General features: G+C 57.8%; 14 protein-coding genes and 2 pseudogenes. 1 reads left to right on the plus strand and 15 read right to left on the minus strand.

Translation table 11 applies throughout. The features are described from left to right. Positions 1 to 1,350 carry an aminotransferase class I/II-fold pyridoxal phosphate-dependent enzyme gene (locus Q1L50_RS12680; protein ID WP_300339308.1) on the plus strand — a complete coding sequence of 450 codons (1,350 nt, stop codon included), beginning with the start codon at positions 1 to 3 and terminating at the stop codon, positions 1,348 to 1,350. A 133-nt stretch (positions 1,351 to 1,483) separates the two neighbouring features. On the opposite strand, the gene Q1L50_RS12685 is transcribed toward Q1L50_RS12680, so the two are convergent. The 15 genes and pseudogenes from Q1L50_RS12685 to Q1L50_RS12755 form a co-directional block, all read right to left on the minus strand. Continuing rightward, positions 1,484 to 3,085, minus strand: coding sequence for an LTA synthase family protein (locus Q1L50_RS12685; protein WP_300339310.1), 1,602 nt, complete (start codon positions 3,083 to 3,085; stop codon positions 1,484 to 1,486). Continuing rightward, positions 3,078 to 3,854 carry an SDR family NAD(P)-dependent oxidoreductase gene (locus tag Q1L50_RS12690; protein ID WP_300339312.1) on the minus strand — a complete coding sequence of 259 codons (777 nt, stop codon included), beginning with the start codon at positions 3,852 to 3,854 and terminating at the stop codon, positions 3,078 to 3,080. Before Q1L50_RS12690 ends, Q1L50_RS12685 begins: the two co-directional genes overlap by 8 nt. Continuing rightward, on the minus strand, positions 3,851 to 5,080 hold the full coding sequence (locus Q1L50_RS12695; RefSeq protein WP_300339314.1) for a capsular biosynthesis protein: 1,230 nt from the start codon (positions 5,078 to 5,080) through the stop codon (positions 3,851 to 3,853). Before Q1L50_RS12695 ends, Q1L50_RS12690 begins: the two co-directional genes overlap by 4 nt. Positions 5,081 to 5,309: 229 nt before the next feature. Further along, a pseudogene (locus tag Q1L50_RS12700) lies at positions 5,310 to 6,029 on the minus strand (IS4 family transposase); the annotation flags it as partial. A gap of 56 nt (positions 6,030 to 6,085) precedes the next feature. Continuing rightward, positions 6,086 to 8,095, minus strand: coding sequence for a capsular polysaccharide biosynthesis protein (locus Q1L50_RS12705; RefSeq protein WP_300339316.1), 2,010 nt, complete (start codon positions 8,093 to 8,095; stop codon positions 6,086 to 6,088). A gap of 926 nt (positions 8,096 to 9,021) precedes the next feature. Then, entirely contained in the window at positions 9,022 to 10,200 is a 1,179-nt protein-coding gene (locus Q1L50_RS12710; protein WP_300339318.1) for a sialidase family protein, read from the minus strand. Between the two features lie 674 nt (positions 10,201 to 10,874). Continuing rightward, the gene (gene pseI / locus Q1L50_RS12715; protein WP_300339320.1) at positions 10,875 to 11,888 is read right to left on the minus strand and encodes a pseudaminic acid synthase; all 1,014 of its coding nucleotides are present in this window, start codon (positions 11,886 to 11,888) and stop codon (positions 10,875 to 10,877) included. Positions 11,889 to 12,413: 525 nt separating this feature from the next. Further along, complete coding sequence (locus Q1L50_RS12720) at positions 12,414 to 13,505, minus strand: putative sugar O-methyltransferase (RefSeq protein ID WP_300339322.1); 1,092 nt, start codon at positions 13,503 to 13,505, stop codon at positions 12,414 to 12,416. Positions 13,506 to 13,556: 51 nt separating this feature from the next. Next, entirely contained in the window at positions 13,557 to 14,483 is a 927-nt protein-coding gene (locus tag Q1L50_RS12725; protein ID WP_300339323.1) for an NAD-dependent epimerase/dehydratase family protein, read from the minus strand. Beyond that, positions 14,480 to 15,601, minus strand: coding sequence for an ATP-grasp domain-containing protein (locus tag Q1L50_RS12730; RefSeq protein WP_300339325.1), 1,122 nt, complete (start codon positions 15,599 to 15,601; stop codon positions 14,480 to 14,482). Before Q1L50_RS12730 ends, Q1L50_RS12725 begins: the two co-directional genes overlap by 4 nt. A gap of 68 nt (positions 15,602 to 15,669) precedes the next feature. Next, positions 15,670 to 16,710 (minus strand): hypothetical protein, encoded by a 1,041-nt coding sequence (locus Q1L50_RS12735; RefSeq protein ID WP_300339326.1) that lies wholly within the window; start codon positions 16,708 to 16,710, stop codon positions 15,670 to 15,672. Beyond that, a complete protein-coding gene (gene pseF, locus Q1L50_RS12740; RefSeq protein WP_300339328.1) occupies positions 16,707 to 17,417 on the minus strand; it encodes a pseudaminic acid cytidylyltransferase in 711 nt (236 codons plus the stop codon). The genes Q1L50_RS12735 and pseF overlap by 4 nt, the downstream gene beginning before the upstream one ends. After that, positions 17,414 to 18,589 (minus strand): UDP-4-amino-4,6-dideoxy-N-acetyl-beta-L-altrosamine transaminase, encoded by a 1,176-nt coding sequence (gene pseC, locus Q1L50_RS12745; RefSeq protein ID WP_300339330.1) that lies wholly within the window; start codon positions 18,587 to 18,589, stop codon positions 17,414 to 17,416. Before pseC ends, pseF begins: the two co-directional genes overlap by 4 nt. Then, on the minus strand, positions 18,589 to 19,587 hold the full coding sequence (pseB, locus tag Q1L50_RS12750; protein ID WP_300339332.1) for a UDP-N-acetylglucosamine 4,6-dehydratase (inverting): 999 nt from the start codon (positions 19,585 to 19,587) through the stop codon (positions 18,589 to 18,591). The genes pseC and pseB overlap by 1 nt, the downstream gene beginning before the upstream one ends. A 139-nt stretch (positions 19,588 to 19,726) precedes the next feature. Next, positions 19,727 to 21,794: pseudogene (locus Q1L50_RS12755) on the minus strand (hypothetical protein); the annotation flags it as partial.

A 21,794-nucleotide genomic window follows, 5' to 3' on the forward strand; every position in this document is an offset into this window, starting at 1 on the left:
ATGGTGCGCAAGGGATTGCCCGGGCTCACCGCCCAGATCAAGGACAAGCTCATCCAGCAGGCGCTCGAGCGCCGCCTCCGGCAAGCCGAGCAAGGCAAGGTCTTCGACGCCCCGGTTCGTGCCTCGAGCAATGCCACCGACACGCCGGAGCAGCACTGCCGCTTTGACCGGCATCAAGGCTACCAGCAGGTGCGAATCATCAGCGAAGGCGCCAGCCGCCTCGGCATAGCCAGTCCGTTCTTCAAGGTGCACGAAGGCATCGCCGGCGCCAGTACGCGAATCGACGGCCGGGATTTCATCAACTACGCTAGTTACAACTATCTCGCGCTTTCCGGCCATCCCGAAGTCTCGGCGGCAGCCAAGCTGGCGATCGATCGCTACGGCACCTCGGTGTCTGCCAGCCGTCTGGTCTCTGGCGAACGCCTGGTGCACCGCGAACTGGAGCAAGCGCTCGCCGCTGCTTACGAGGTCGACGACGCGATCACCTTCGTCAGCGGTCACGCCGCCAACGTCACCACTATCGGTTATCTGTTCGGCGACCAGGATCTGATCGTTCACGACGAACTGATTCATAACAGCGTCCTGCAGGGAATAGCCCTCTCGGGAGCCCGGCGCCTGTCCTTCCCGCACAATGACGCGGCGACCCTGGACACCATCCTGACGCAGCAACGCCACCACTTCCAGAAGGTCCTGGTGGTACTCGAAGGCATCTACAGCATGGACGGCGATTACCCCGACCTGCCGCGCTTCGTCGCCGTCAAGAAGCGGCATCGCGCCTTCCTGATGGTGGACGAGGCGCACTCCTTCGGCGTGATGGGCGCGACCGGACGAGGGATCAGGGAACACTTCGGGCTACAGGGTTCAGATGTCGACATCTGGATGGGTACCCTGAGCAAGGCACTGGCCGGCTGTGGCGGCTACATCGTCGGCGAAACGGCGCTGATCGAACACCTCAAGTTCCTGGCGCCGGGCTTTCTCTACAGCGTCGGCATGTCGCCACCTCTCGCCGCAGCCTCCCTGGCGGCCCTGCACGTGATGCAGCGCGAGCCAGAGCGCGTCGTCACCCTGCAGGAGCGGGGGCGCTCCTTCCTGGCGCAAGCCAGAGCTGCCGGCGTCGACACCGGCACCTGTGCGGGCTTTGCGGTGATCCCGGCGATTACCGGCAGCTCGATCAAGGCGGCGCGATTGTCGGCGGCGCTGTTCGAGCGCGGCATCAACGTCCAGCCGATCCTCTACCCGGCGGTTCCCGAGAAGTCCGCCCGGCTGCGCTTCTTCATCTCCTGCGAGCACGGCGAGCCGGAGATCAGGCAAACCGTCGCCGCCCTGGCTGACGAGCTCGGCAGGCTGTAATCAGTTTCGTGCGCCGGCGCGGACACCCACACGCCGTCACTGCAGGGAGCGCAGCAACCTGGCCGCCGTCGCCGGCTGGGCGAACACCCCGGCGTGATCCCCGGTCGTGTCCGGGTTCATTGCTCACCCCGGACTACGACGCGCCGAACGTTCCGGGGCGCCTCGCAGGCACCTCCGGCGCGATGGCCGGCGCGCCGAACAGGCCCATTTCGTGGAGAAACAGGCGACCAAGGTGTTCGACCCTGAGATCACGGCGTGTCCCTCTCGTCTGCTGACCCGCGCCACCCCGCTGACCGCCTTTCCGCCAGATGAAGTAGTCGGTCTGCCCGCCCGGAGCCCCCAGCGCGCGGTAGACCTCTGGCATGATCGGCACGTGATCACCGTACCAGCACAGGCCGCCTGGACCCGGCAGGGCCTCGAGCGCGGCGCGCAACACGCCGGCCATCCGATCGGCGTTGCCGAGATGGCGCAGGTAAATGGTCAGATCGTCGCAACCGTCCGGGGGGGCCAGCGAATAGAGCCGTTCGACGTCGCCGGGCAGCACCTTTTCCAGATGCAGGGGCCCATGGTTCTCCATGCTGATCACAAAGACGAACAGCGGCTGCTCGGCAGCGTTGTGCAGCAGCTCGCAGACCTTCTCGGCAAGCGCCAGATCACCGATGTAAGGCCCGCTCCTGGCCGCCCCGGCAAAGCGGTGGATATCGACGAACTCGTCGAACCCGAGCCGTGGGAAGACCTTGTTGCGGGCGTAGAAAGCGGCTGAAAAGGGGTGCACGCAGACCGTCCGGTAGCCACATCGCCGCAGGTGGCTGGCCAGCGTGGCGACGCCCTGGCGGGCCAGCCGGCGATACGGATTGAAGCGATGCACGCCCAGCGACTCGCCGGCCAGCCCGGACAGAAAGGCGAACTCCGTACGCACGGTATTGGCGCCCCAGGCAGCCACTTCGACCTGCCCCTGGCATAGCGCATCCGCCTGCAAGGCATCGAACTCGTGCAGGACATCGCTGCTGATCCCGGCGAATAGCCGCCGCGGATCAAAGAAGGACTCGCTCTGTACCACCACCAGATGGCCTCGAACCCCGGCAGCGCGCCGTACGGGAGTGGCGCCGTCGTACGGCGAACGGACGTCGCAAGGAACGTGCTCCTCCTCGCCGTAGCGCCACATCGCGGCCAGCAGACCCAGTTGTCGCAGGTCGCTGGCGGCGTCGAAAGTCACCCCCGGTCGCCGCCGCATCCCCAGCGCCAGAAGCACCAGGCCGACCGTCGCCACGATCGCCGCGCCAGTCAGGAAATCGTCGGCCGGCAGCGACGCCAGCAAGGATTCCTCGAACGCCAGACCCGCCCAGACCGCCGCCGCGAAGGCCAGCAAGGCCAGCACCGCCCGCCAGGCGCCGAGGAAGGGCAGGTATAGCCGAGGGTGCTTCAAGGCGTCGCTGAAGTACTCGAAGTCCTGGAAAATGAAGGGTTCGCGCAGCGCCTGATACTTGGCGTTGCTGACCAGCACCACGAACAGCATGCCAGCCAGCAGCGCACTGGCAGCAAAAACGGGCCGGCGGACAAGCAGCAGGAGAAAGCACCAGGCCAGCAGCCAGAATCCGAAGTGAATTGCCAGTGCCGCCAGCGGGCGCTTCCAGAAAGGCAGCGTCGCCGGGCGCAGCAAGCGCTCGAGCAACAAGGAAAGACCGGCGCTGACGACAACCGACGGCGCCACCGCCCACCAGAACGCTTCAGCCACCGTAGTCGAGCAGGCGCAGAATGCGCTGGGAAACCGCCGACGGCAGGACCGCCAGCCACCAGGTACCGAAATTGAGCGGGAAAGGAAAGCTGATCCGCGCCTGGTTGCGCGCCAGACCACGCCGGATGTACAGGGCCGCTCGCTCGGGCGACCACAGGAAAGGCTTGGGTCCTGGCATCTCGCGGCACATCTTCGATTCGACGTAGCCCGGCATGACCACGCTGACCTGCACGCCCTCGCCTGCCAACCAGCCGCGGATCGCTTCACCGTAGGCCTTGATCGCAGCCTTGCTGGCACAGTAGCTGGGCGTCACCGGCAGCCCGTAGTACGCGGCCAGCGAACTGAGCAGGGCAATCTGGCCCTGACCACGAGCGCGCATCGCCGGCAGCACCGCATCGACCGTCGCCATCGCCGCCAGGACGTTCACCGCGATCAGTTCCTCGACGTCGTGCCAGCGCTCGCCCGCGCCGTCCGGCCCGATATTGGTGTTCACGCCGGCATTGACGATCACCAGATCCAGGCGCTCGTGCTCGCCAAGCACCGCCAGCCAGTTCGCCAGCGCCTGCCGGTCGTACAGATCGAGCAACTGCGTCAGCACCCGCGCGCCGCGCGCCTCGCACAATGCCGCCAGCTCGGCCAGCCGAGCGGCGTTGCGTCCCTGCAGGATCAAGGTCGTGCCGACCTCGGCATAGACCGCGGCCAGCGCACCGCCAATGCCACCGGTGGCGCCGGTGATCAGCACCGTCCGCGGGTGGTCAGCCGCGCTCACAGCAACTCGTCGAGCGGCGAACGCTCTGGTTCGAGGAAGCGACGGCAGTTGTGCACCGCCATCCTGATTCCGGTCGCGCAATAGAAGCCGCCGTTGACCTGCGCGGCGTGAATCAGGGTATTGCGAAAATGACGATAGAGTTCGGCGTCGGGCTTGCCGGGATGCTTCCAGAAGTCGTCGAATGGCCCCTGGAAAGTCAGCCCGGGCAGGTTGTAGATCGGATCACTGAGGGTCACGGTCGGACATCCGGCGCCGACGGAGACGATGCCGACGGTGCTGTTCACCGTCACCACGCCCTGTGCGTGTCGCAGCAATTTGGCCAGATCGCCGCTCTCCAGGTAATCGATACGTCCCGACAAGCCGAAGCGCTTCTCCAGGTCGGCAATGACGCGGCGATAGTTGACCAGGCCGGCATCGAGCGGATGGTTCTTAATCACCAGCCGTGCGGCGTTCGGCGCATGCACGGCAAATGACTCCATCACCAATTCCATCACCCCGTTCATGTCGTCGAATCGGCAGTGGTCGCGAATCTGGGCGTCGCTGTTCAGTTGCAGCGGCAGCAGGTAGAACGGCACACCACTGTTGGCCAGGTGGTCGATCAAAGCGGCGTCCTGCGGCTCGCGGAAGCGAAGCATCGAAAACCGCACGGCGTAACCAGCGTATTCGACGGCGGCATTGAGTGGCGCGTGCCGTCGGTAATGCGGGAAGAGAATGGGGTTGGTGCATCCGGCCAGGTGGTAAGCGACGTCGTGCGCGGCACGCAAGCTGAACGGCGACTTGAATGACGCACCATTGCCGTAATCCGGCAGCTTCGCGCCGACGCGGCGAAACCAGTCGGGGTCACGCGGCAACAAGGAGTGGCCGTTTACGCCCTCGCGTTCGAGGGTTACCCAGCAAGGGCGCAGATAGCCCTCCTCGAAGACATGCGTGCGGATTCCCAGCGCTGAAGCACGATCAACGGCCGGCCGATGAACTGGGCGACGGTCGCCAAACAGCACCTGGTCGGTGATCTCGAACCTGCGGTACTTGTCGTCGAGAAAGTCACGCAGACCCGGCAACTCGCCGCGATAGTTCCAGGCTCTCCGGATACCCCAGTAGGCCAGGTCCCCGGCATTGAAATTGATCTTGAAGACCCAATGCCCGTCTGCGGTCAGCTGATCGGCCAGCTTGGCAAAAAAAGGCGAACAAACGCCCTGCAGGAACAGAAAAGAACGCCGTGAAGCCAAATTAATTCTACTTTGTCAGATTCGATTTCAGTTTGATGCAGAAGGCATTTCTGCTGGTCGTCGACCGGCCGAATCCATGGCCCGGCGGCGCCGTGTGTGCCTGTCGGCGATGGATACGGCCAAGTCTTGGTCGGTGACGATTTTCTGGGGCAGCTTGTGGCGCATGATCGCCACCAAGTCGCGACAGGAGAGCCGATTGGCGGTGTCGCGATGGGCCAGGCGCATATCCTTACACACAATTTTCCACCTCGACTTCTCGCAGGAACTTGACGCCGATGGCGAAATCCATGACGCGCTGCAGAGCGATCCAGATGGTCTTGACCCGGGCTCGCGGTCGCCTTTGCGTGCAAGAAAGCCGCCGAGCTTGGCAATCAGCCGAATGACTTCGTTCAGTCGAGGCGCGGTGGCTGGTGGCTTGTTATTGTTGAGGAGGTATGCCGCTTGCCACTCGTCTCGGTCAAACATCAGTTCCGCATCCAACTCCGGACAGGTGCGGCCCAGGCGCATCAGTCGTGCCACTCTACAGGAGGTGATCATGTACAGCGCCAGGGTTCGTTGCAAACCTTCAAACGCGCCCAGTTGCAGCGCCTCGACTTGGCACCCGTTCTTGAGGACGTGGAAGAACAGTTCGATCTCCCAGCGTGCTCGATACCAGCCGATCAACTCGGCGACGGCTTCCGGTGTCTCGGCTTGCCGGTTGGTCAGCAGCCGCCAGACGACGGGGTCCGTACCGGCGGGCGGGTTCGTTTCCTTGGCCACGATACACGTGGCTCGAATGGTGCCGGAGTGACCATGAGGCAGGTCTACCGTCCTTGCCCACAGTTGCCGGCAAACCTCTCGCGCCTTCTGGCCCCGGGAAGGCATGATGAAACGCATCTCGCACAGCGGCTTGCCGCTCATCACGGTGGACCACAGCTTGTCGCCGTCAGGCAGGTTGCGAGCAACGATGTGAAATGAATCTGGCAAAGTAGAATTAATCCCCTGGTGAACCCGCGACGGCCGGCATCACCGAACCCCCACGATCTGCCGCAGGATAAAACGCTTCAGCCGGCGAACCCAGGAAATCGTGTCGGGTCCCTTGTCGCGCCACTCAAGTAACTCATCGAGCGCGCGCTCGGGCGTCGTGAAACGGCCGGTGCTGCGGCTCACATAAGTCGGGTAGAGAATAAGCGTCCCGGCAACGAGTTCATCAAGCGTCAACCGACGAGACCTGCGTAGAACCGGCACTCTGTCGACTGTCAGCCCCCACCCCGCGTAGAACGGTTGCCCGTAGCACACGACCTTCTTGCCCCGCAAGAGGGCCTCAAATCCGGCCAGAGACGTCAACACATGAACCTCGTCCACGGCGGCCAGCAATTGCCCCATCAGGGCATCCCCCAACACCTCGTCACACCAGCGCAGCGCCTCTTCCTCGTCCGTCCCTGACTTGCGCAGTCCGGCCAGTACATCAGGATGAGGCTTGTATACCACCCACGCATCAGGATTCGCCTCGCGCACCGCCTGCAGCAAGCCCATATTGGTTCTGACCACCGGTGCTCCATACTGAATCGACGCATCGCTCTCCACCTGCCCCGGCACTAGGACGACACGTGCCGCCTGCTGCGGTCTGGTCCAAGCCTCGCCGCCAACATTGTACTTGGTCAAACCGGAAGCAACGATCCGCGCACGCAATACCGCCGCACGCGTCAGCAATGTGCCGTCAGGACCGATATTCTGCAGGTGAGCTTCGAGGTCCGAAACCTGCGTGGCGTCATAGTAGATGCCCTGACGGTCGATCACCCAGGATAGCGGACGAACCAGATCAGCACCCAGGCCCACCGAACGGAGGAAGCCATCTTCCAGACGAACCAGCGATACATCCGGCGGCAGATCCCAAGGTACTGGCTTTCGCCCCCAAACGACCACGCATGCCCCGGGTGGAATTCTTGCGGCGCGGCTGGTGAAAAACACTTGGGAACCCCAGAAGAAACTGCGGACGATAGGCTTTTTCCACCTCGAGAAACCCACGGCATAGACCTGACTCGGAAAACGGTTGCGCATTTTCCTTTGCAGAGCCAGGTGTCGGAGCACTTCCTCAACCTCGCAACGCTGACCGGTTTCTGGATTCACATAACGCGGATACGCGACCAGTGCGGCATGGACCAATTGCTCCAGCGTCGCCGACGCACGCCGAGACGGGCTTGGCAACTCATCGTCGGTCAAGCCCCATCCCGCATAGAAAGGCATGCCAAACGTTCGCACCGGCTTGCCCCAGAGTAGCCCCTCAAACCCCATTTGCGAGGTCACCACGTATACCGCTTGGGCGTGTTCGAGAAGCGGCACCGGGTGCACATCGATCCCGAGAACCCGCACCCGGGGATTACCCGCAACCGCTGCCAGATCAAAATGCCCCCGCTTGCGCCCTGCCATTACCTCCGGATGCACCTTGAGCAGCACAAGGCAAGCTGGATTCTCCATCAGCGCAGCGGACAGCATTCGCTGAAAGCTGGAGACATCCGCCAGGCCATAGCGGATCGAAGCATCGCCCAAGGTCTGGTCTACCACCAGCACATACCGCTGCGCTTGCTGCATGACCACAGCGGCAGGGAAGAGCGACAGTTCCGGCGCGTGGTTATATTTTGACACCCGCGCAGTCTGCCACCGGGACATCAATTCCTGCGTCCGGAGCTTCTCCAAGTCCGTAAGTGGAGCGGCCACCAAAGACTCAAACCGGGATGGCGACGTAGCGTCGTAATACACACCCAAGTCGTCCACCACAATCGACAATGGCGGATCATCGATGCCCAAACCAAACGACCGGAGAAAGCCATCTTCCAGCTGAATGATCGGACGCCCACTTCGACTGGCAGCTCGCCGCGCGCGCTCCGCGGTCTCCTTGCGCCCCCAGCATACGATACCACTAACGTCGACCACTGCCCTTCGGCCAGGACGATAAGCTATCTCGGCATCCAGCAGTGCGCGGAGGTACGGGTTCCTCAGCACGCCCTTCGACCACACCGCCAACCGCATAGGCATGCTCATCACTCGGCGCAGGAAGAAAACCGACCTGCGCGCAGGTCGCCGCGAGCGAGAACGCCAATGCGACGAGCATTGAAAGGCTGCTGGACCAACCTTGGCAGCAGCCCCCCCGAGAGTCCTCCTGCCACAACCGCAAGGCGATGACGGGCACCTTGCCGGGTAGGTGTCACGCCGCCCGGATTACGAGCCATCTCGCTGCCACGCGCATCGCGCTCTCCTGCCACCTGCGCCGTGCGAACGCGCTGCGCTACCGCAGTCCATAGGAAGCGCAGCGCGCTGACAACGGAGCATGAAGAGTGAAACAAACGGATTGCCACGGCTATAAACCAAGAAGGCCACCACCCGGTCGGGAGCAGCTCCTCTCAGCGCTACCGACGCCCGACGGCCACCTGCTGCGTACCCTCGACCTCCAGTCGTTCGCCAACGACAACCACTGCTCCTGTCGTCGTCTCCGACGACGAAAGGAGCCCACCACACGACTTCCAAAGCGCCCTTCCCCCTTTTTGCAACCGGCCACTGCCACTCGCGGACACCGTCTTGGAGAACCGCGTACACGGTGTGCTCGACACTAACCCTGACGAATTGAAGTCGGAGTCCGGTGTCGCCAATCTGCCCGATCATGGGCGGCCGATACCTGAAGATACTCCGGTCGTCCGACTGCGTCGACTGACCAGCCATTGGCGGTACTCCACCCAGCTCGCAACCAGACACCGCTGCTCCTGCCCTGCTTCGCCAGTACTCGGCCTTACCGACGATGGTCATCCCGCCTCTCCTGGCGTAACCCGGCCAGAAATCCCATTATATTTCGCCAACCTGATCTGCCGGTCCGATCTACGCCCATACGGAAGATCGACACTCCTGCGCACAGGTCAACTCAACCGGAAAGACCGATTTCAGACAGGATAGACAAGGCGAATACGAACCTAGTTAGCAATACTCCACCTTGCTTGACGTAGAACAGCAAGCCGCGAGGCCTTCAATCGCTCATACCAGACCGTCAAGAACGTTTTCTCATCAAGTTGCACCGTGCTTGGATAACCCAGATCGCTAGATGTGCCATCCGCTGTAATCACCAACTCATCACTCCATGTTTTCCCTTCATCGTTACTAATCCTGGCACGTACACCCGTAGGCTTGATCCGGGAGCCATAGGTCATCAACAACCGATTGTCCCCCAAGCGACTCAAGTACGACGGAAAGCCAAACACCCCGATTGGCGCAGGCACGCTCCATGTACGCCCGCCGTCCCTGGACTCGCTTTGCAGAATCTCCTCGGGCTCTCCTTCCTTGATGTAACGTATATGAACAACGATCTTTCCACTGGATGCCTCAACTGCGTGCAGCTCATGATAGTTCGGGTAACCATGTCCATTCGCGAATGGTATATCTGCCAACCACCGCCAAGTACTGCCGTCGTCCGTAGATTCAACCACCCCGACGCGCTTGCGACTTCCAGACACCTCTCTGCCGGCATACAAAATCCTTCCGTCAGCGAGTTGCAGAGGGCCATGTGGGCTGTTAACGATCGTGGCATATCTGGTTGACCAAGTCCGACCTCCATCGGTCGAGCGGATCATCCATTGCCCCAATTCGGTTTTGATCTCGTCCGCCTTGAGTCGATTATGCACAGACATCCACCGATCTTTCGCCACCTCATCCAATACCGCTTGCCCTTTGGCCCCACTGAACTGCAGCGCGTACGTCATGGAAGTGAAAGTGGTGACAAGCAATGTTCCAGTCCTGGTCTCAATTACTCCTGCATCGCGTTCGTCAAGGTCACCGTCAAGTATTGTCCGGGGCCAACTCCAGGTCTCCCCTTGATCATGCGACACAATCAGATCGACGCGCCCAAACGGGTCGATATGCCCTTCGCGGCCACCCGAGAAGACGACCAGCAAGTCGCCATTTTTCCTGCGAGTGAGAGTTGGCCACGCGTGATAGACTCTGTCATCCCTGCTTATTGTTTTCAGTTCGATGACTTTTATTTTCGGGAGAGCGAAGCACTCTCCATCCGGAGAGATAACTAAGCCCAGCGCCCCCAACAAGGCGAGACGCAAGAACTGGCGACGTGAGAAAGCAGCGAACTGCAGCGTACTACGCATAGTGAGTCCTTTCGTATTGACGACGGCGTTGGTGCATAAATAGCGACACCCCACTTCTCCTGCGATTTGAAGCGGAATTTGAACATTGGCTACCACCAAAGGTGGTCAGAATGTCACCTCTGGAAAGAAGCTCCCCATATTCTGATTTAAAAATTGGATTTATGCACCAACGCCATTGACGACTGAACGTGGAATACAAGTATCCGGAGCGATACGCTGCCGGATCGTGACCATGAGACGGATTTGTGTCGTTTCCTGTGGAACCGGCCCCGAAGAGACGGAAGCCTCTGTTCAGCCCTTCGGGCGCCCCCGCCCCTTGCCCGCCCCAGAGGGCGGGGAAGTCCTTGCCGCCGGACGGGCTCGGGAGCTGGCCGTGAAAAACCGCACCCAGCCCCAAGCCTTTGAGCGTATTAGCGTTTCGTACCCTATCACGGTGCGCTTCGCCGGGCTTCGCCCGCCCTTGACAGTGCCCTCGACGCTCGCAGCACCACTGCTCGGGGCTGGCCCGCGCGCAGGCTTGGCGGCCGGTTCCACACCAAACGACATAGAGCCACCTCTTCTCTGTCAACCGAAACGTCAGCACCCTGAAGAAACCGCCACCATCGATCAGAATTCAAGGAACGGAACCAGCCTTGCATGGCCCGCACTCTTGCCTCATACCATCGAGTCACGGACTACAGAAAGAAGTCAAAACTCAACGGAGTCCCTTTCTTGATCTCTATCCTTGCCGTTCTCCCCAGTATTTCTTCATAATATTTTGGCGGTATGCCGACTCCGGGCCGGACAGACCTTATTGCCTCAGGAGTCAGCCGCTCTCCGGGGAGAATGTCACGGATCGCAAACAATGATCTTCGGCGATTGCAGTCCGCCGCCGAGACCTCATAAGATGCTGTGCCGATGGCCTGCTCAACCGAACGTATTTGATCGACCATCTGCTTGAATTCAGCCGGCTCCATGGAGAAATATGAATCAACTCCACCCAGGGATCGATCCACAATAAAATGCTTTTCAACGATTGTCGCTCCTAATGCCACCGCAACCACCGGAACCAGTGAACCCATGGTATGGTCCGAAACACCAACGTTAACACCGAAGCGGTTCTTCAAATCAGGGATTGTCGCGAGATTTGCAGCTGAAATTTGCGCGGGGTATTCCGAAGTGCACTTCAACAACGAGACATCCTTGTTGCCCACACCGTAGCATACCTCAAGCGCCAACCTGATGTCTGCCTGCTCTGCCACCCCGGTGGAGATGATCATGGGCTTTCCCGTGGCAGCCACTTTGCGAATAAGTGGTATATCATTTATTTCAAACGACGCGATTTTATACAGCTCGACACCCATATCTTCTAAAAAATCCACCGCCTCCAGGTCAAATGGACTCGAAAAAAACACCAGCCCGGCATTTTCGGCGACCTTTTTCAGTTCGGGCTGCCACCCGTATGGCATTGCGGCCACTTTGTATAAGTCCCAAGGCCTCATTCCCTTCCAGAGTCCCGTGGTCTTTGGCCCGAAATACTCATTATCAACATCAATTGCAAGGGACTCTGGCCTGTACGTCTGAACCTTTACCGCGTCCGCCCCGGATTTGGCAATTTCGCCAATTGTCCTCACAGCCAAATCATAGTCATTGTTATGATTAGCTGAGATTTCGGCAATAATAAAAACCTTCTCTCTTGGAAAAAACATCAGCGGTCTCCCTTTGCCGGATACAAGAACGGCAAGCGCACAAGTCCATAGCGCATTGACATGGCTCCATTCTTCGCGGTCCCTGCCAACCAACCCACAAATTCAACGACAGGCAAGCAGCTAGGCCGCTCCGCGCGACAGAAAAAGACATTCTGCCGACCAGCCATCCCGAGAATGTGCTGGTGTTTCAATCAGAATAGGAACTTCCTTCTTCCACGCAAACACAAATGGACTGCTCGCTTACCACTGGAGTTACTCATCGATAGCGACCAGATCCAAAAACCGCGCCCTTCTCTGCAGTATTCTCTTCGAATTCTGGTGTGACGTTGGTGCATAAATAGCGACCCCCCACTTCCCCTGCGATTTGAAGCGGAAATGAACAGTGGCTACCACCAATGGTCATCAGAATGTCATTTCTGGAAAGAAGTTCCCCACATTCCGATCTATAAGTGTTATGCATCAACGCCAATTCTGGCTCTACCGATGTCGTCGCGCTCTCACCCCACGGCCCCGGCGAACGGTCGATCAAACTCCCTGCACTGCTCCGCGCCGAAGAATGATGAGCTCGCCCGCGCCCCGAAGCAACGGACTGCCGTATCGCCCCACGAGTTCATAGCCCAGTTTTGAGAAAATTTCAGCGATTCGAGTCGAGGTTACCGGATCTAGCACACCGCGCGAGCCGGCTTCGGTAGCTCTTTTCTTGCCATCACGTGAGTTGAGTGACACCACATACGTGACTTCCTTGGCGGCAACAGCAGCTGCATAGTGTTCGACCACATTTGGCTCCATTTCCTGGAAGGAGAAAGAATTGACGAAGACGTCAAACTTGCCAAGCAAGTCATCCACCCGCCAATTGGGCAGCACCGCTGATTGATCGCACGCAAAAGATCCCGGCGTCTGAAACTGCGGCGCGTTGAAGGAGCCAATTCTATCCTTGCCAAACAGCTCCGTCAGATAGTAGGTGGCCACAGTCAGTAGCGGTGGGATGTCGAGATCGACGTACACCGCTTCCGGGTCGCGGGACATCACGATTTCCCCGAGTACGCCGAACCCCCCCCCGATCTCGAGAAAGCGACTGGGCGGGGCGCTCACGTGTCGGGACAGCCCGGCAAGACACAGCAGGTAGTTGAGGTAAGCGCGGCCCCATGCCATCCCGTCTTCGTTCGTTAGCCGGTACCGTTGAGGAGGCTTGCCGACCAGCGATTCCCCGAACTGCTCGAGATCAAAGGGCCAGAGCTCTTGATCCCAGGCCAGTCTGACGGCATCGAAGTCCCGGCGTGCCTCCCACCCACCGCTGAGGTGACCCGCCACATAGGATGCGTTTGCCTTCGGGTTAAGCTCGACCGCGAGCGCAGCAATCTCCTTAATCGTCTTGTTGGTGAACCCGTTGCCATAAAGCGGATAGAACCAGGAGCTTGCCTGGGGCCAACTCTTGAACGAACCCAAGCCCTTCGTGTTCATTTCCAAAAGTAGCTTAGTTACGCCAGGTTCCCAAAAGTTTGTCGGGCAAAAAATTTCTGCGCAGCCGCGGAGCCCTTCAACGCTCATCTGCGTGAGCTTGCCCCAATCATCCAGGGCAGCCACATCCGCCGCTGAACCTTGCTCAATAGACGTCATACGATCTCTCCTATTCTGACTTTCAATTACCATGGCGAGGTTTCGCCACGCCTAACAAGCATCAACCAGTCTCTCACGAATCGACCGGAGCAAAGACCAGTCGGGAGTCCACCCGACGGCTTGCTTCGCGCGACTGCTATCCAGAGTAAACGTTGAGCAGTCTTCGTTGTCGGTCGAAACCATGCCGATTTGCGAAGGGTCCAGCCCCCCCTCCCCGGCCACCACCTCAGCCAGTTCCCGAACGGAGTAACCGCGCTCACCACCAATATTCATCACTTGCGATCTCAAAGGCACCTCTGCCACCAGTTCAAAAGCTCTAGCAACGTCCCGCACGTCTACGAAATCCCGCACCGCCCTGCCTTGGCCGTGAACTGTTGGGAGTACGCCTGCACGCGCAGACTCGATGAACCGTGGCAAAACCCCTCTACCACCATCGCCTGGACCAATTACCTGGCTTAAACGAAGCGAAACTCCGACCAGCCGCTCATCGTCCGAATACATCCGCACAAGATCCTCGGCAATGCTCTTGCTGAGACCATACGCGCTATCCGGCCGATGATTCATTTCCTCCGTACGTGCCTCGGCAATCCACGACGGGTATACCATTCTCGACGACGCAAAGACGAATCGCCTTGTTCGTGAAGCCACCGCCGCCCTCAACAGACGTTCGGTCAAGACAACGTTGGAATCGAGATAGTCAGTTAAGCTCGATGTTCCCTGACTGCCCATTCTTGGATTCACTGAGCGATCCAGGCTCGAGCGCCCGGCCAGGTGCATGATCACGTCAACGCCGGCAACGAGTTCCTCGAGAGGACAATGAACTTGGCTGCACCCCCTCCCAGTGTCGCCGTCAAACGCCTGCAATTCCTTGCTACCGGGTGCTCGTCCAAGAGCTACAACCTCATGTCCTGACGCCTTGAGATGCCGCAGAAGGTGTGACCCAATAAACCCCCGGGCGCCTGTAATCGCAACTCTCACGAAACCTCCTCGACGAAGTAGCCAACCCGGGTTACCGGGCTGCCTCCATCACGTATCATATCGCCCTCGGCCAGCTGATATTCGAGATAGCAAATCCTTCCGGTAGTTAACGGAGGAAAGTCCGCGGAATGAAATGCACTATTGGGCTCTGCCAGAAAGAAGTTCAACACATGGGTTGTACAATCCTCCTTCATCACGGGCTCTTCCCATATCCCATCGACAAGATATCTGAATGTCGCAAGCAGCAAATTGAACCCGGTTCGCTCATCGATAAGACGCCAGAGATGGCAACCATCAAGCCTCGGAGCCACTTCGACAATTTTTGGGCCGGACGACGTCAATATCAATTGAAAATACAATGGCCCGTTGAGAATATTCAAACCTTCAACAAAATCCTCAACCAGTTGGCGAATGACCACTACCGTATGATCGTCCAGCCATCTTGACGGCAGTCCGTGCGCTCTAGGCAGCCCAATGGACTCGCCCTGCCAGGTGAACCGATCTGAAGGAAGAAAAAACCGGATCTGCCCCTCAACCACAAACACGTGTACCGAAACCTCTCGCCCTTCCAGCCACTCCTCTATAATCGCAGTGCCGGTCGACGACGCCTTCAAGGCAAGCGGCAATGCGGCCTCTGCCTCGGCACGGCAATTTACCCTGGTTATGCCGCGCTGCCCCTGGCTATCTGCTGGCTTGACAATGGCCGGAAAATCAGAAAACCGCTCCAGATCAAGCGTTTCCTTTAAAGTAGCGTACTTGACGCGACTCAAACCATGCGCCTCAAGAAAAGCACGAAGACGGACCTTCCGATGCAATATGTCCGTAAGCTCCGAACTGTGAAACAACGGCAAATTCAACTTCTCGCTTACGGCCGCCACGGTTGGCATTGCAATATCAGAGCCGACACAGTATACGCAATCGACTTCCAGCCTTTTCGCAAGGGCTGTCACGCCGTCGATATCAAGAATGTCCACCAGAAAAAACTCATCAGCGGCATCAACCCCTGGGCCCTCTCGCTTGAAGCCACAAGAATACACTGTCCACCCAATGCTCTTGCAGGCCTCCATCGCCTCCGCCTGTCCGTGCAGGGTACCCAAGATCAAAATTTTCTTAGTCATGACTCATCCCAATAATCAAGCAGCCAACACCAAACAAACCCCGAACTTCTCTTTCAGCGGCCCTGTCTTTAGCCAACCCGTTCTCCCAACCCCACCACGTGCTTGGCCACACGGATCGCCCCGCGTCCATCAACCAGCTGGCGCCCGGCGAGCGACATCTCCTCGCGAAGCCGAGGATTGCTGATGAGAAAGTTCAGTGTCTCGCCTAACTGTGCCCCACTGACTTCGCCGAACCTGCCTAGATACAAGGCCGCACCCGACTCCGCCCATGCCACTGACTGCTTGATCTGGTTATCGACCGTGGGCAGCAACAGCATGGGAATACCACACGAGGCCACCTCATAGATCGAAGTGCCTCCCGACATGATTGCGATATCCGCGGATGAATATACCGCCGATAACAGCGGGGGGTTTATAAGCAACGACACCCTATTTCCGCCCCGCTCCCTGACCCATTCATCCAAAATAAAATTTTGGGGATTATGCTCGCCAGAGACTACCACAAACTCTAAATCCTGTGCTGCTCGTGCGACAAGTTCGCGTAGTACGAAAGCACTAGCCCCGAAATCATCACCCGCGCCAAAGGTAAGAAGGACGCGAATCGCCGGTGTTTCTCTGGGAACTCGAACCACGTCCGAAAACTCTGGCCGCAGAACTGCAAATCGCGGCCCAAAAAGAAAAACGGTATCCGACCTGGCCATCACGCGCTGATGATCATCGGACCGCGCGCCGGGGCTCGGATTGACGAGAATATTCGGAAATCGTGGCCCATCAATTGAAGTGTCGAACTGAAGCCACGGAAACCGCGAACGGTGCAGGATCTCTTGGTAGGCGTTGTTGGCGCGGTAGTCATCGAGAACGGCCGAGTTGGCGCCAACGCGTCCGGCGATACTCAGCAGCCTCTTGGCCTCCTCTTCATCTGATGTCCAGTGATCAATGGGAATCCATTCATCAAAAAGAGCGTGATCGGAATCGCGAGAGTACGTCGAACCCGGTCCCAACAGGACGCAACGCTCCCCCAGATGCGATAACGCCGTCGCGAGCGCGCGAGTGCGCATCAAGTGACCAAAGCCCGCCTGCGCGCCGGCGTTACAGGCCAATATTATCAAACGATCGCTCCGGGTGCTGCCTCGCGCGTCAGCACATCAAACATCAACTCCGCCCTCTGCCAGTCTTCGATGGTGTCAATATCCTGCACACGCCATCGCGGCAGAACGAAAGGAAGCCCTGTTCCCCCAAACATCGAAGCATTTGACAAGAAGGCGGACGGTCGTCCCCAGTAAAACTGCCCGGCATCGTGATAGGCCTCCTCAAGATCCTGCGATCTCGAACCCATAAACTCGGGATAAAAAGGCACGACAGCACCGCTGGCAGAGATTCTTAGCGCGCGCTGGATGGGGGAAGCGAAAGTAGTGACCGAAAAAACAAAATCAACATTTTGCGCTCTCAACGTAATCAAGGAACCTATCAAATCCCCATACCGAAGAAACGGCGCAGTCGCGTAGATGCAGCAAACGAATTCCGGCAAGCCATATAGCATGGCTATTTCCGCGATCGCATGGTTAATAACGGCACGTGTTGGCGTGTGGTCATCCGACAATTCCAAAGGACGATCGAACGGGACATCAGCACCCCACTTTCTCGCCACGACTGCAATTTCCGGATCGTCAGTGGACACAACCACCTTCTCGAAACACCCGCTTTTCAGGGCCGCCTCGATGGAGTGCACCAGCATCGGCTTTCCGCCAAATAACTTCAAGTTTTTTCGTGGGATACGCTTGCTGCCACCGCGCGCAGGAATGATGGCAACGTTCATAGCCCAACTCCGCACAGAACATCCCTCAGAGCGGACACAACCACGCCCTGCTCGACGTCGGTCAAAGCGGCGAACATCGGGATGCTAATAGCCTCCTCATAGTATCTTTCAGCAACAGGATAATCACCATGCTTGAATCCGCGCTGTTGGAAGTAAGGCTGAAGATGAACAGGAATATAATGAACGTTCACGCCAATGCCGCGCTGCAAGAGCGCTTCGAAGACCTGTCGATGAGTGGCAGCAACTTCATCAAGACAAAGCCGGACTATGTATAGATGGTAAGCCGAGTAACTATTATTTGAGTTACATTGCACAGTTAGTGGAGCACCCTTCAGCAAATCTCTGTATTGCTCTGCTAACTGGTTGCGACGGGCCACGAAGGTATCAAGACGCTGCAGCTGGCTAATACCTAATGCGCCTTGCAACTCGGTCATTCGATAATTGAAGCCCAGCTCGATTTGCTGGTAGTACCAGGGACCATCCGGGGTATGGGTCATCAACCCGGGATCACGCGTGATGCCATGGCTACGCAGCAGAAGCATACGCTGCGCGAGTTCTGGGTTGTTGGTCACCGCCATCCCGCCCTCGGCAGTAGTTATTATTTTTACCGGGTGAAAACTGAACACGGTGATATCACTGTATCGCCCACTTCCTATCGGCTCGCCTAGATACTTTCCACCAATCGCATGCGACGCATCTTCAACAATTCTAAAGCCATAGCGCTGCGCCAGTGTGAATATCCCCTCCATGTCGCACGACTGGCCTGCCAAATGAACCGGAATGACAACCTTCGGCAAAGTGCCGTCCTCTTCCGCCTGTGCGAGTTTCTCGCTGAGCCGGTCGACAGACATGTTGTAAGTTACCGGGTCGATATCTACGAAATCAATTCCAGCTCCACAATAAAGGGCGCAGTTAGCACTGGCAACAAAGGTTATCGGGCTAGTCCACACCCAATCACCGTGCCCAACGCCGAGGGCAAGGCAAGCGATGTGAAGCGCCGACGTCGCGCTGTTAACCGCCACCGCGTACTCCGCTTCGCAATACCCAGACACCGCCTTTTCGAAGGCCGGCACCTCAGGACCTTGGGTGAGGAAATCAGAACGCAACACTCGCGCCACCGCATCCACGTCGCTTGGTGAAATATCCTGGCGGCCGTACGGAATTACTGTCATCAAATCACCCCGATCTTTTCTCTGTTGGCCAGAATCCACGTCTTCAATTCCTCTGAGGTCATCCACTGGGTATTGGTGTTGCTCGAGTAGTTAAAGCCTTCGGGAAGTTTCTGGCCGTTTTTGATACGTAGCGCACAGGCACTCCAGTCGTGAATGGCGGGAAGAATCTTGTAATGATCCTTGTACTCGTAAGTGTATAGCGAGTCTTCCGGGCCGATCATCGTCTCGTGGAGCTTCTCCCCTGGCCTGATCCCGACGACCTCGTGGGCTGCCTCAGGGGCCACACAGGTCGCGATATCCGTGATCAGCATCGATGGAATTTTCTTGACGTATATTTCCCCACCCTCCATGTCATCAAACGCATGCCAGACAAGGTCGACACCCTCTTCGAGAGTGATCATGAAGCGGGTCATGCGCAGATCCGTGATGGGCAGAACCCCCTGGTCGCGAATTGAGAGGAAAAACGGTATCACCGAACCGCGGGAGCCCATCACATTACCATAGCGCACCACCGCAAAGCGGGTTGTGTGTCCCCCAGCATACGAATTGCCGGCAATGAACAGCTTGTCGGAAGCCAGTTTTGTCGCGCCGTAGAGATTTGCCGGGCTGCAGGCTTTATCCGTTGACAGCGCAACCACGCGTTTGACGCCCTTATCGATACAGGCATCGATCAAGTTCATGGCACCAATGACGTTTGTCTTGACACACTCGAAAGGATTGTATTCCGCGGTAGGGACAATCTTGGTAGCCGCGGCATGAACGACGTAATCGACACCGTCCAATGCCCGGTACAACCGCTCGCGATCACGCACGTCGCCAATGAAAAACCGAACTCTGGGATCATTGGGAAATTTTTTCGCCATCTCCCATTGCTTCATCTCGTCGCGAGAGTAGACGATAATCTTCTTCGGATTGTACTTGGCGAGCGTCATCGGGACGAATGCGTTGCCAAATGATCCGGTACCACCAGTAATCAATATAACCTTGTTATCAAACATTCAAAAATCTCCAGAGGTTCAAGCAGAAGGTTGTTTGCGGCGGGCACGACTGGCATTCATCATGTAACCAAGCACTGCGCCGACGAGTGACTCTAAATAAATGACCGAACAACGGAATGACCAACCAACGACCCGAACCCTAGTTGTCGCCAGCAAGCGCGTGAAGCAAGCTATCAGTCAATACCCGGGGTAGTTCATTTTTGTCTTCAACGTTAACATGCCGCATGGACCGGTGCCATAAATCCCGACTACCACTGACCAGCTCCCGCCAGTTGTTTTGCGAGCTACTGGAAAACATCAAGGTCTTGCAGCCGAGTGATCCCGCGAGCTCCGCGACGGTTGTGGCCGGGGCAATGACAGCGTCCAGACAGCACATCAGCGCTGCCATTCCATCCAGGTCGTTGAACGTATCGAGATCTTGAAATGTAATCAGTCGATTTGGGTACCGTCTATTAATGTGATCGAGTTCCTCTGTATGCTCTCCATATTGCAGGTTGACATACACTACATCTGGCAAGGCAAACAGCGGTGCTAGTGCTTCGATCGGGAGATAGCCGGAGCTCCGTACAGGCGTGTTCAGACTGCTGCGCCAGCACAGGCCGACCAAGTACTTCTCCTCGAAACAGGACAGCTTGGTTTTCCATGCACTGACCTTCTCAGGATCAGGCTCAAGGTATGAAACACCACGAAATGTCTGGAAGCCTTCGACCACATCACCCAGCGCATCCAGTTGCAGGATAATGTTGTCGGCGGAACGTATCAGGTCCAAGCCAGCGTTATCCACATGCCTGAACAAGTCAGAGCCCGGCAAGCGGTCAAAATTACTATAGTCGTGCAGCCAGGTCAGGCTTCGGACACGCTGCACCGGGTGGAACTCTAGATCCGGAAAGCTTCGCTGAAAAATAGTATGCAGCCTGGGATCGCAGGTAAACTTTACCTTGCTCTCCCCACAAGCCGCCATCATTTCGGGGTAGAGGCTTGCGAAGCGAATCTCGTCACCAGGCCCAAAATAGGCAATAATAACGTTAGTGCTTGCAGCAGTCGTCCCAAGCAATGACAGGGATTGCACGTATTTGCCCCCAAAATACTTCCGGAGCAGGCCGCTACTCTTGATAAGTCTATGCGACAGGAATATTTTCTTGAGGTCTGTCACCCCCTTGCCAATTCTTCGGTGAAATATTTCACCTATATCCAAGCCCCTGGCGACGGCCTCAGCAAGAAGTTTCTCGCCCCATGCGTAGTCATGGCTATCGATAGCAGCCCGAAGCGCCTCGCTATAGACAACAGAAGTTGGCAGGATGGCGACAAGCCTTGAGACTTGCTGTCTTGCTTCGTCATATCTATCGAGAAGTCGGGAGGCTTGTACCCGTGTCAGAGTATATTTTTCCACTTCACTGCTGGTGGGCGCATAGGCCTTCAACAAGGACTCGGCTTCCGCAGGGAAATTCATCGCCACCAGTGCTTGAGCGCGTGATATCGGGGTTCCGGCCGAGGCCGCCATTATCGACGCCAACAATGCGTCGGTATACGGTAGGATTCCTAGGTAGTGCGGCACGTCGGCTATCGAGTCCCCGATAAACCGCCCAAGCAAGGCCGGATTGGACATGCCCGAGACAGCGAATCCTTCAACCGTGCCCAGAAAATCCCTGGCGAGAGCGGAATATTGCGTCTGAAGCATTACACCTTCGGCCAATTTCCACGGGTTACTGTAGGCCGCGCAGACCCTGGAGATCTCTGCCGCGGCAGCAAAGTCGAACCGGAATCTCGCGATCTCGCTCAGGCCCTTCGCAATGTTGCCATCGAAATACCCGTAGAGCAGCAAGGCGAGGTAAAGCTCTTCCGCCGCATCAAGATTTCGCTTGTCCAGTTCGTATTGAGCCAGCTTCAAGATGACCTGATAATTTCTTTTCGGAAACGCGAGGGCGCCTCGTACGTCATTCATGCCGACATCGCGGAACAACATCGCTGCGAGGGCGTCTTCAGCTAGAGACGATGCTTCATCTTTCTTCTGAAGGCACCATACCCACTCGTTGATCAAGTGGGTTGACGGTGCAATAGACAATAGCTTATCGATGAGTGTTGCGTAATGACTCAGTTTGATATTATTGCGGATGGCAGTCAGGATCTGGGTGAAGGTGGCGTTGGTCCGCAGATTTCCGACCAGGAAGTGGGCAAGGAATCGCTCGTAGTGGTCCCCATTGAAGGTC

Source organism: Accumulibacter sp. (assembly GCF_029255145.1).
Classification (GTDB): domain Bacteria; phylum Pseudomonadota; class Gammaproteobacteria; order Burkholderiales; family Rhodocyclaceae; genus Accumulibacter.

Excerpts from the sequence above, each read along its gene's own strand:
- Q1L50_RS12680 (WP_300339308.1), top strand. The coding sequence starts at position 1 with ATGGTGCGCAAGGGATTGCCCGGGCTCACCGCCCAGATCAAGGACAAG.
- Q1L50_RS12705 (WP_300339316.1), bottom strand. The coding sequence starts at position 8,095 with ATGCCTATGCGGTTGGCGGTGTGGTCGAAGGGCGTGCTGAGGAACCCG.
- Q1L50_RS12710 (WP_300339318.1), bottom strand. The coding sequence starts at position 10,200 with ATGCGTAGTACGCTGCAGTTCGCTGCTTTCTCACGTCGCCAGTTCTTG.
- pseI (WP_300339320.1), bottom strand. The coding sequence starts at position 11,888 with ATGTTTTTTCCAAGAGAGAAGGTTTTTATTATTGCCGAAATCTCAGCT.
- Q1L50_RS12720 (WP_300339322.1), bottom strand. The coding sequence starts at position 13,505 with ATGACGTCTATTGAGCAAGGTTCAGCGGCGGATGTGGCTGCCCTGGAT.
- Q1L50_RS12730 (WP_300339325.1), bottom strand. The coding sequence starts at position 15,601 with ATGACTAAGAAAATTTTGATCTTGGGTACCCTGCACGGACAGGCGGAG.
- pseF (WP_300339328.1), bottom strand. The coding sequence starts at position 17,417 with ATGAACGTTGCCATCATTCCTGCGCGCGGTGGCAGCAAGCGTATCCCA.
- pseC (WP_300339330.1), bottom strand. The coding sequence starts at position 18,589 with ATGACAGTAATTCCGTACGGCCGCCAGGATATTTCACCAAGCGACGTG.
- pseB (WP_300339332.1), bottom strand. The coding sequence starts at position 19,587 with ATGTTTGATAACAAGGTTATATTGATTACTGGTGGTACCGGATCATTT.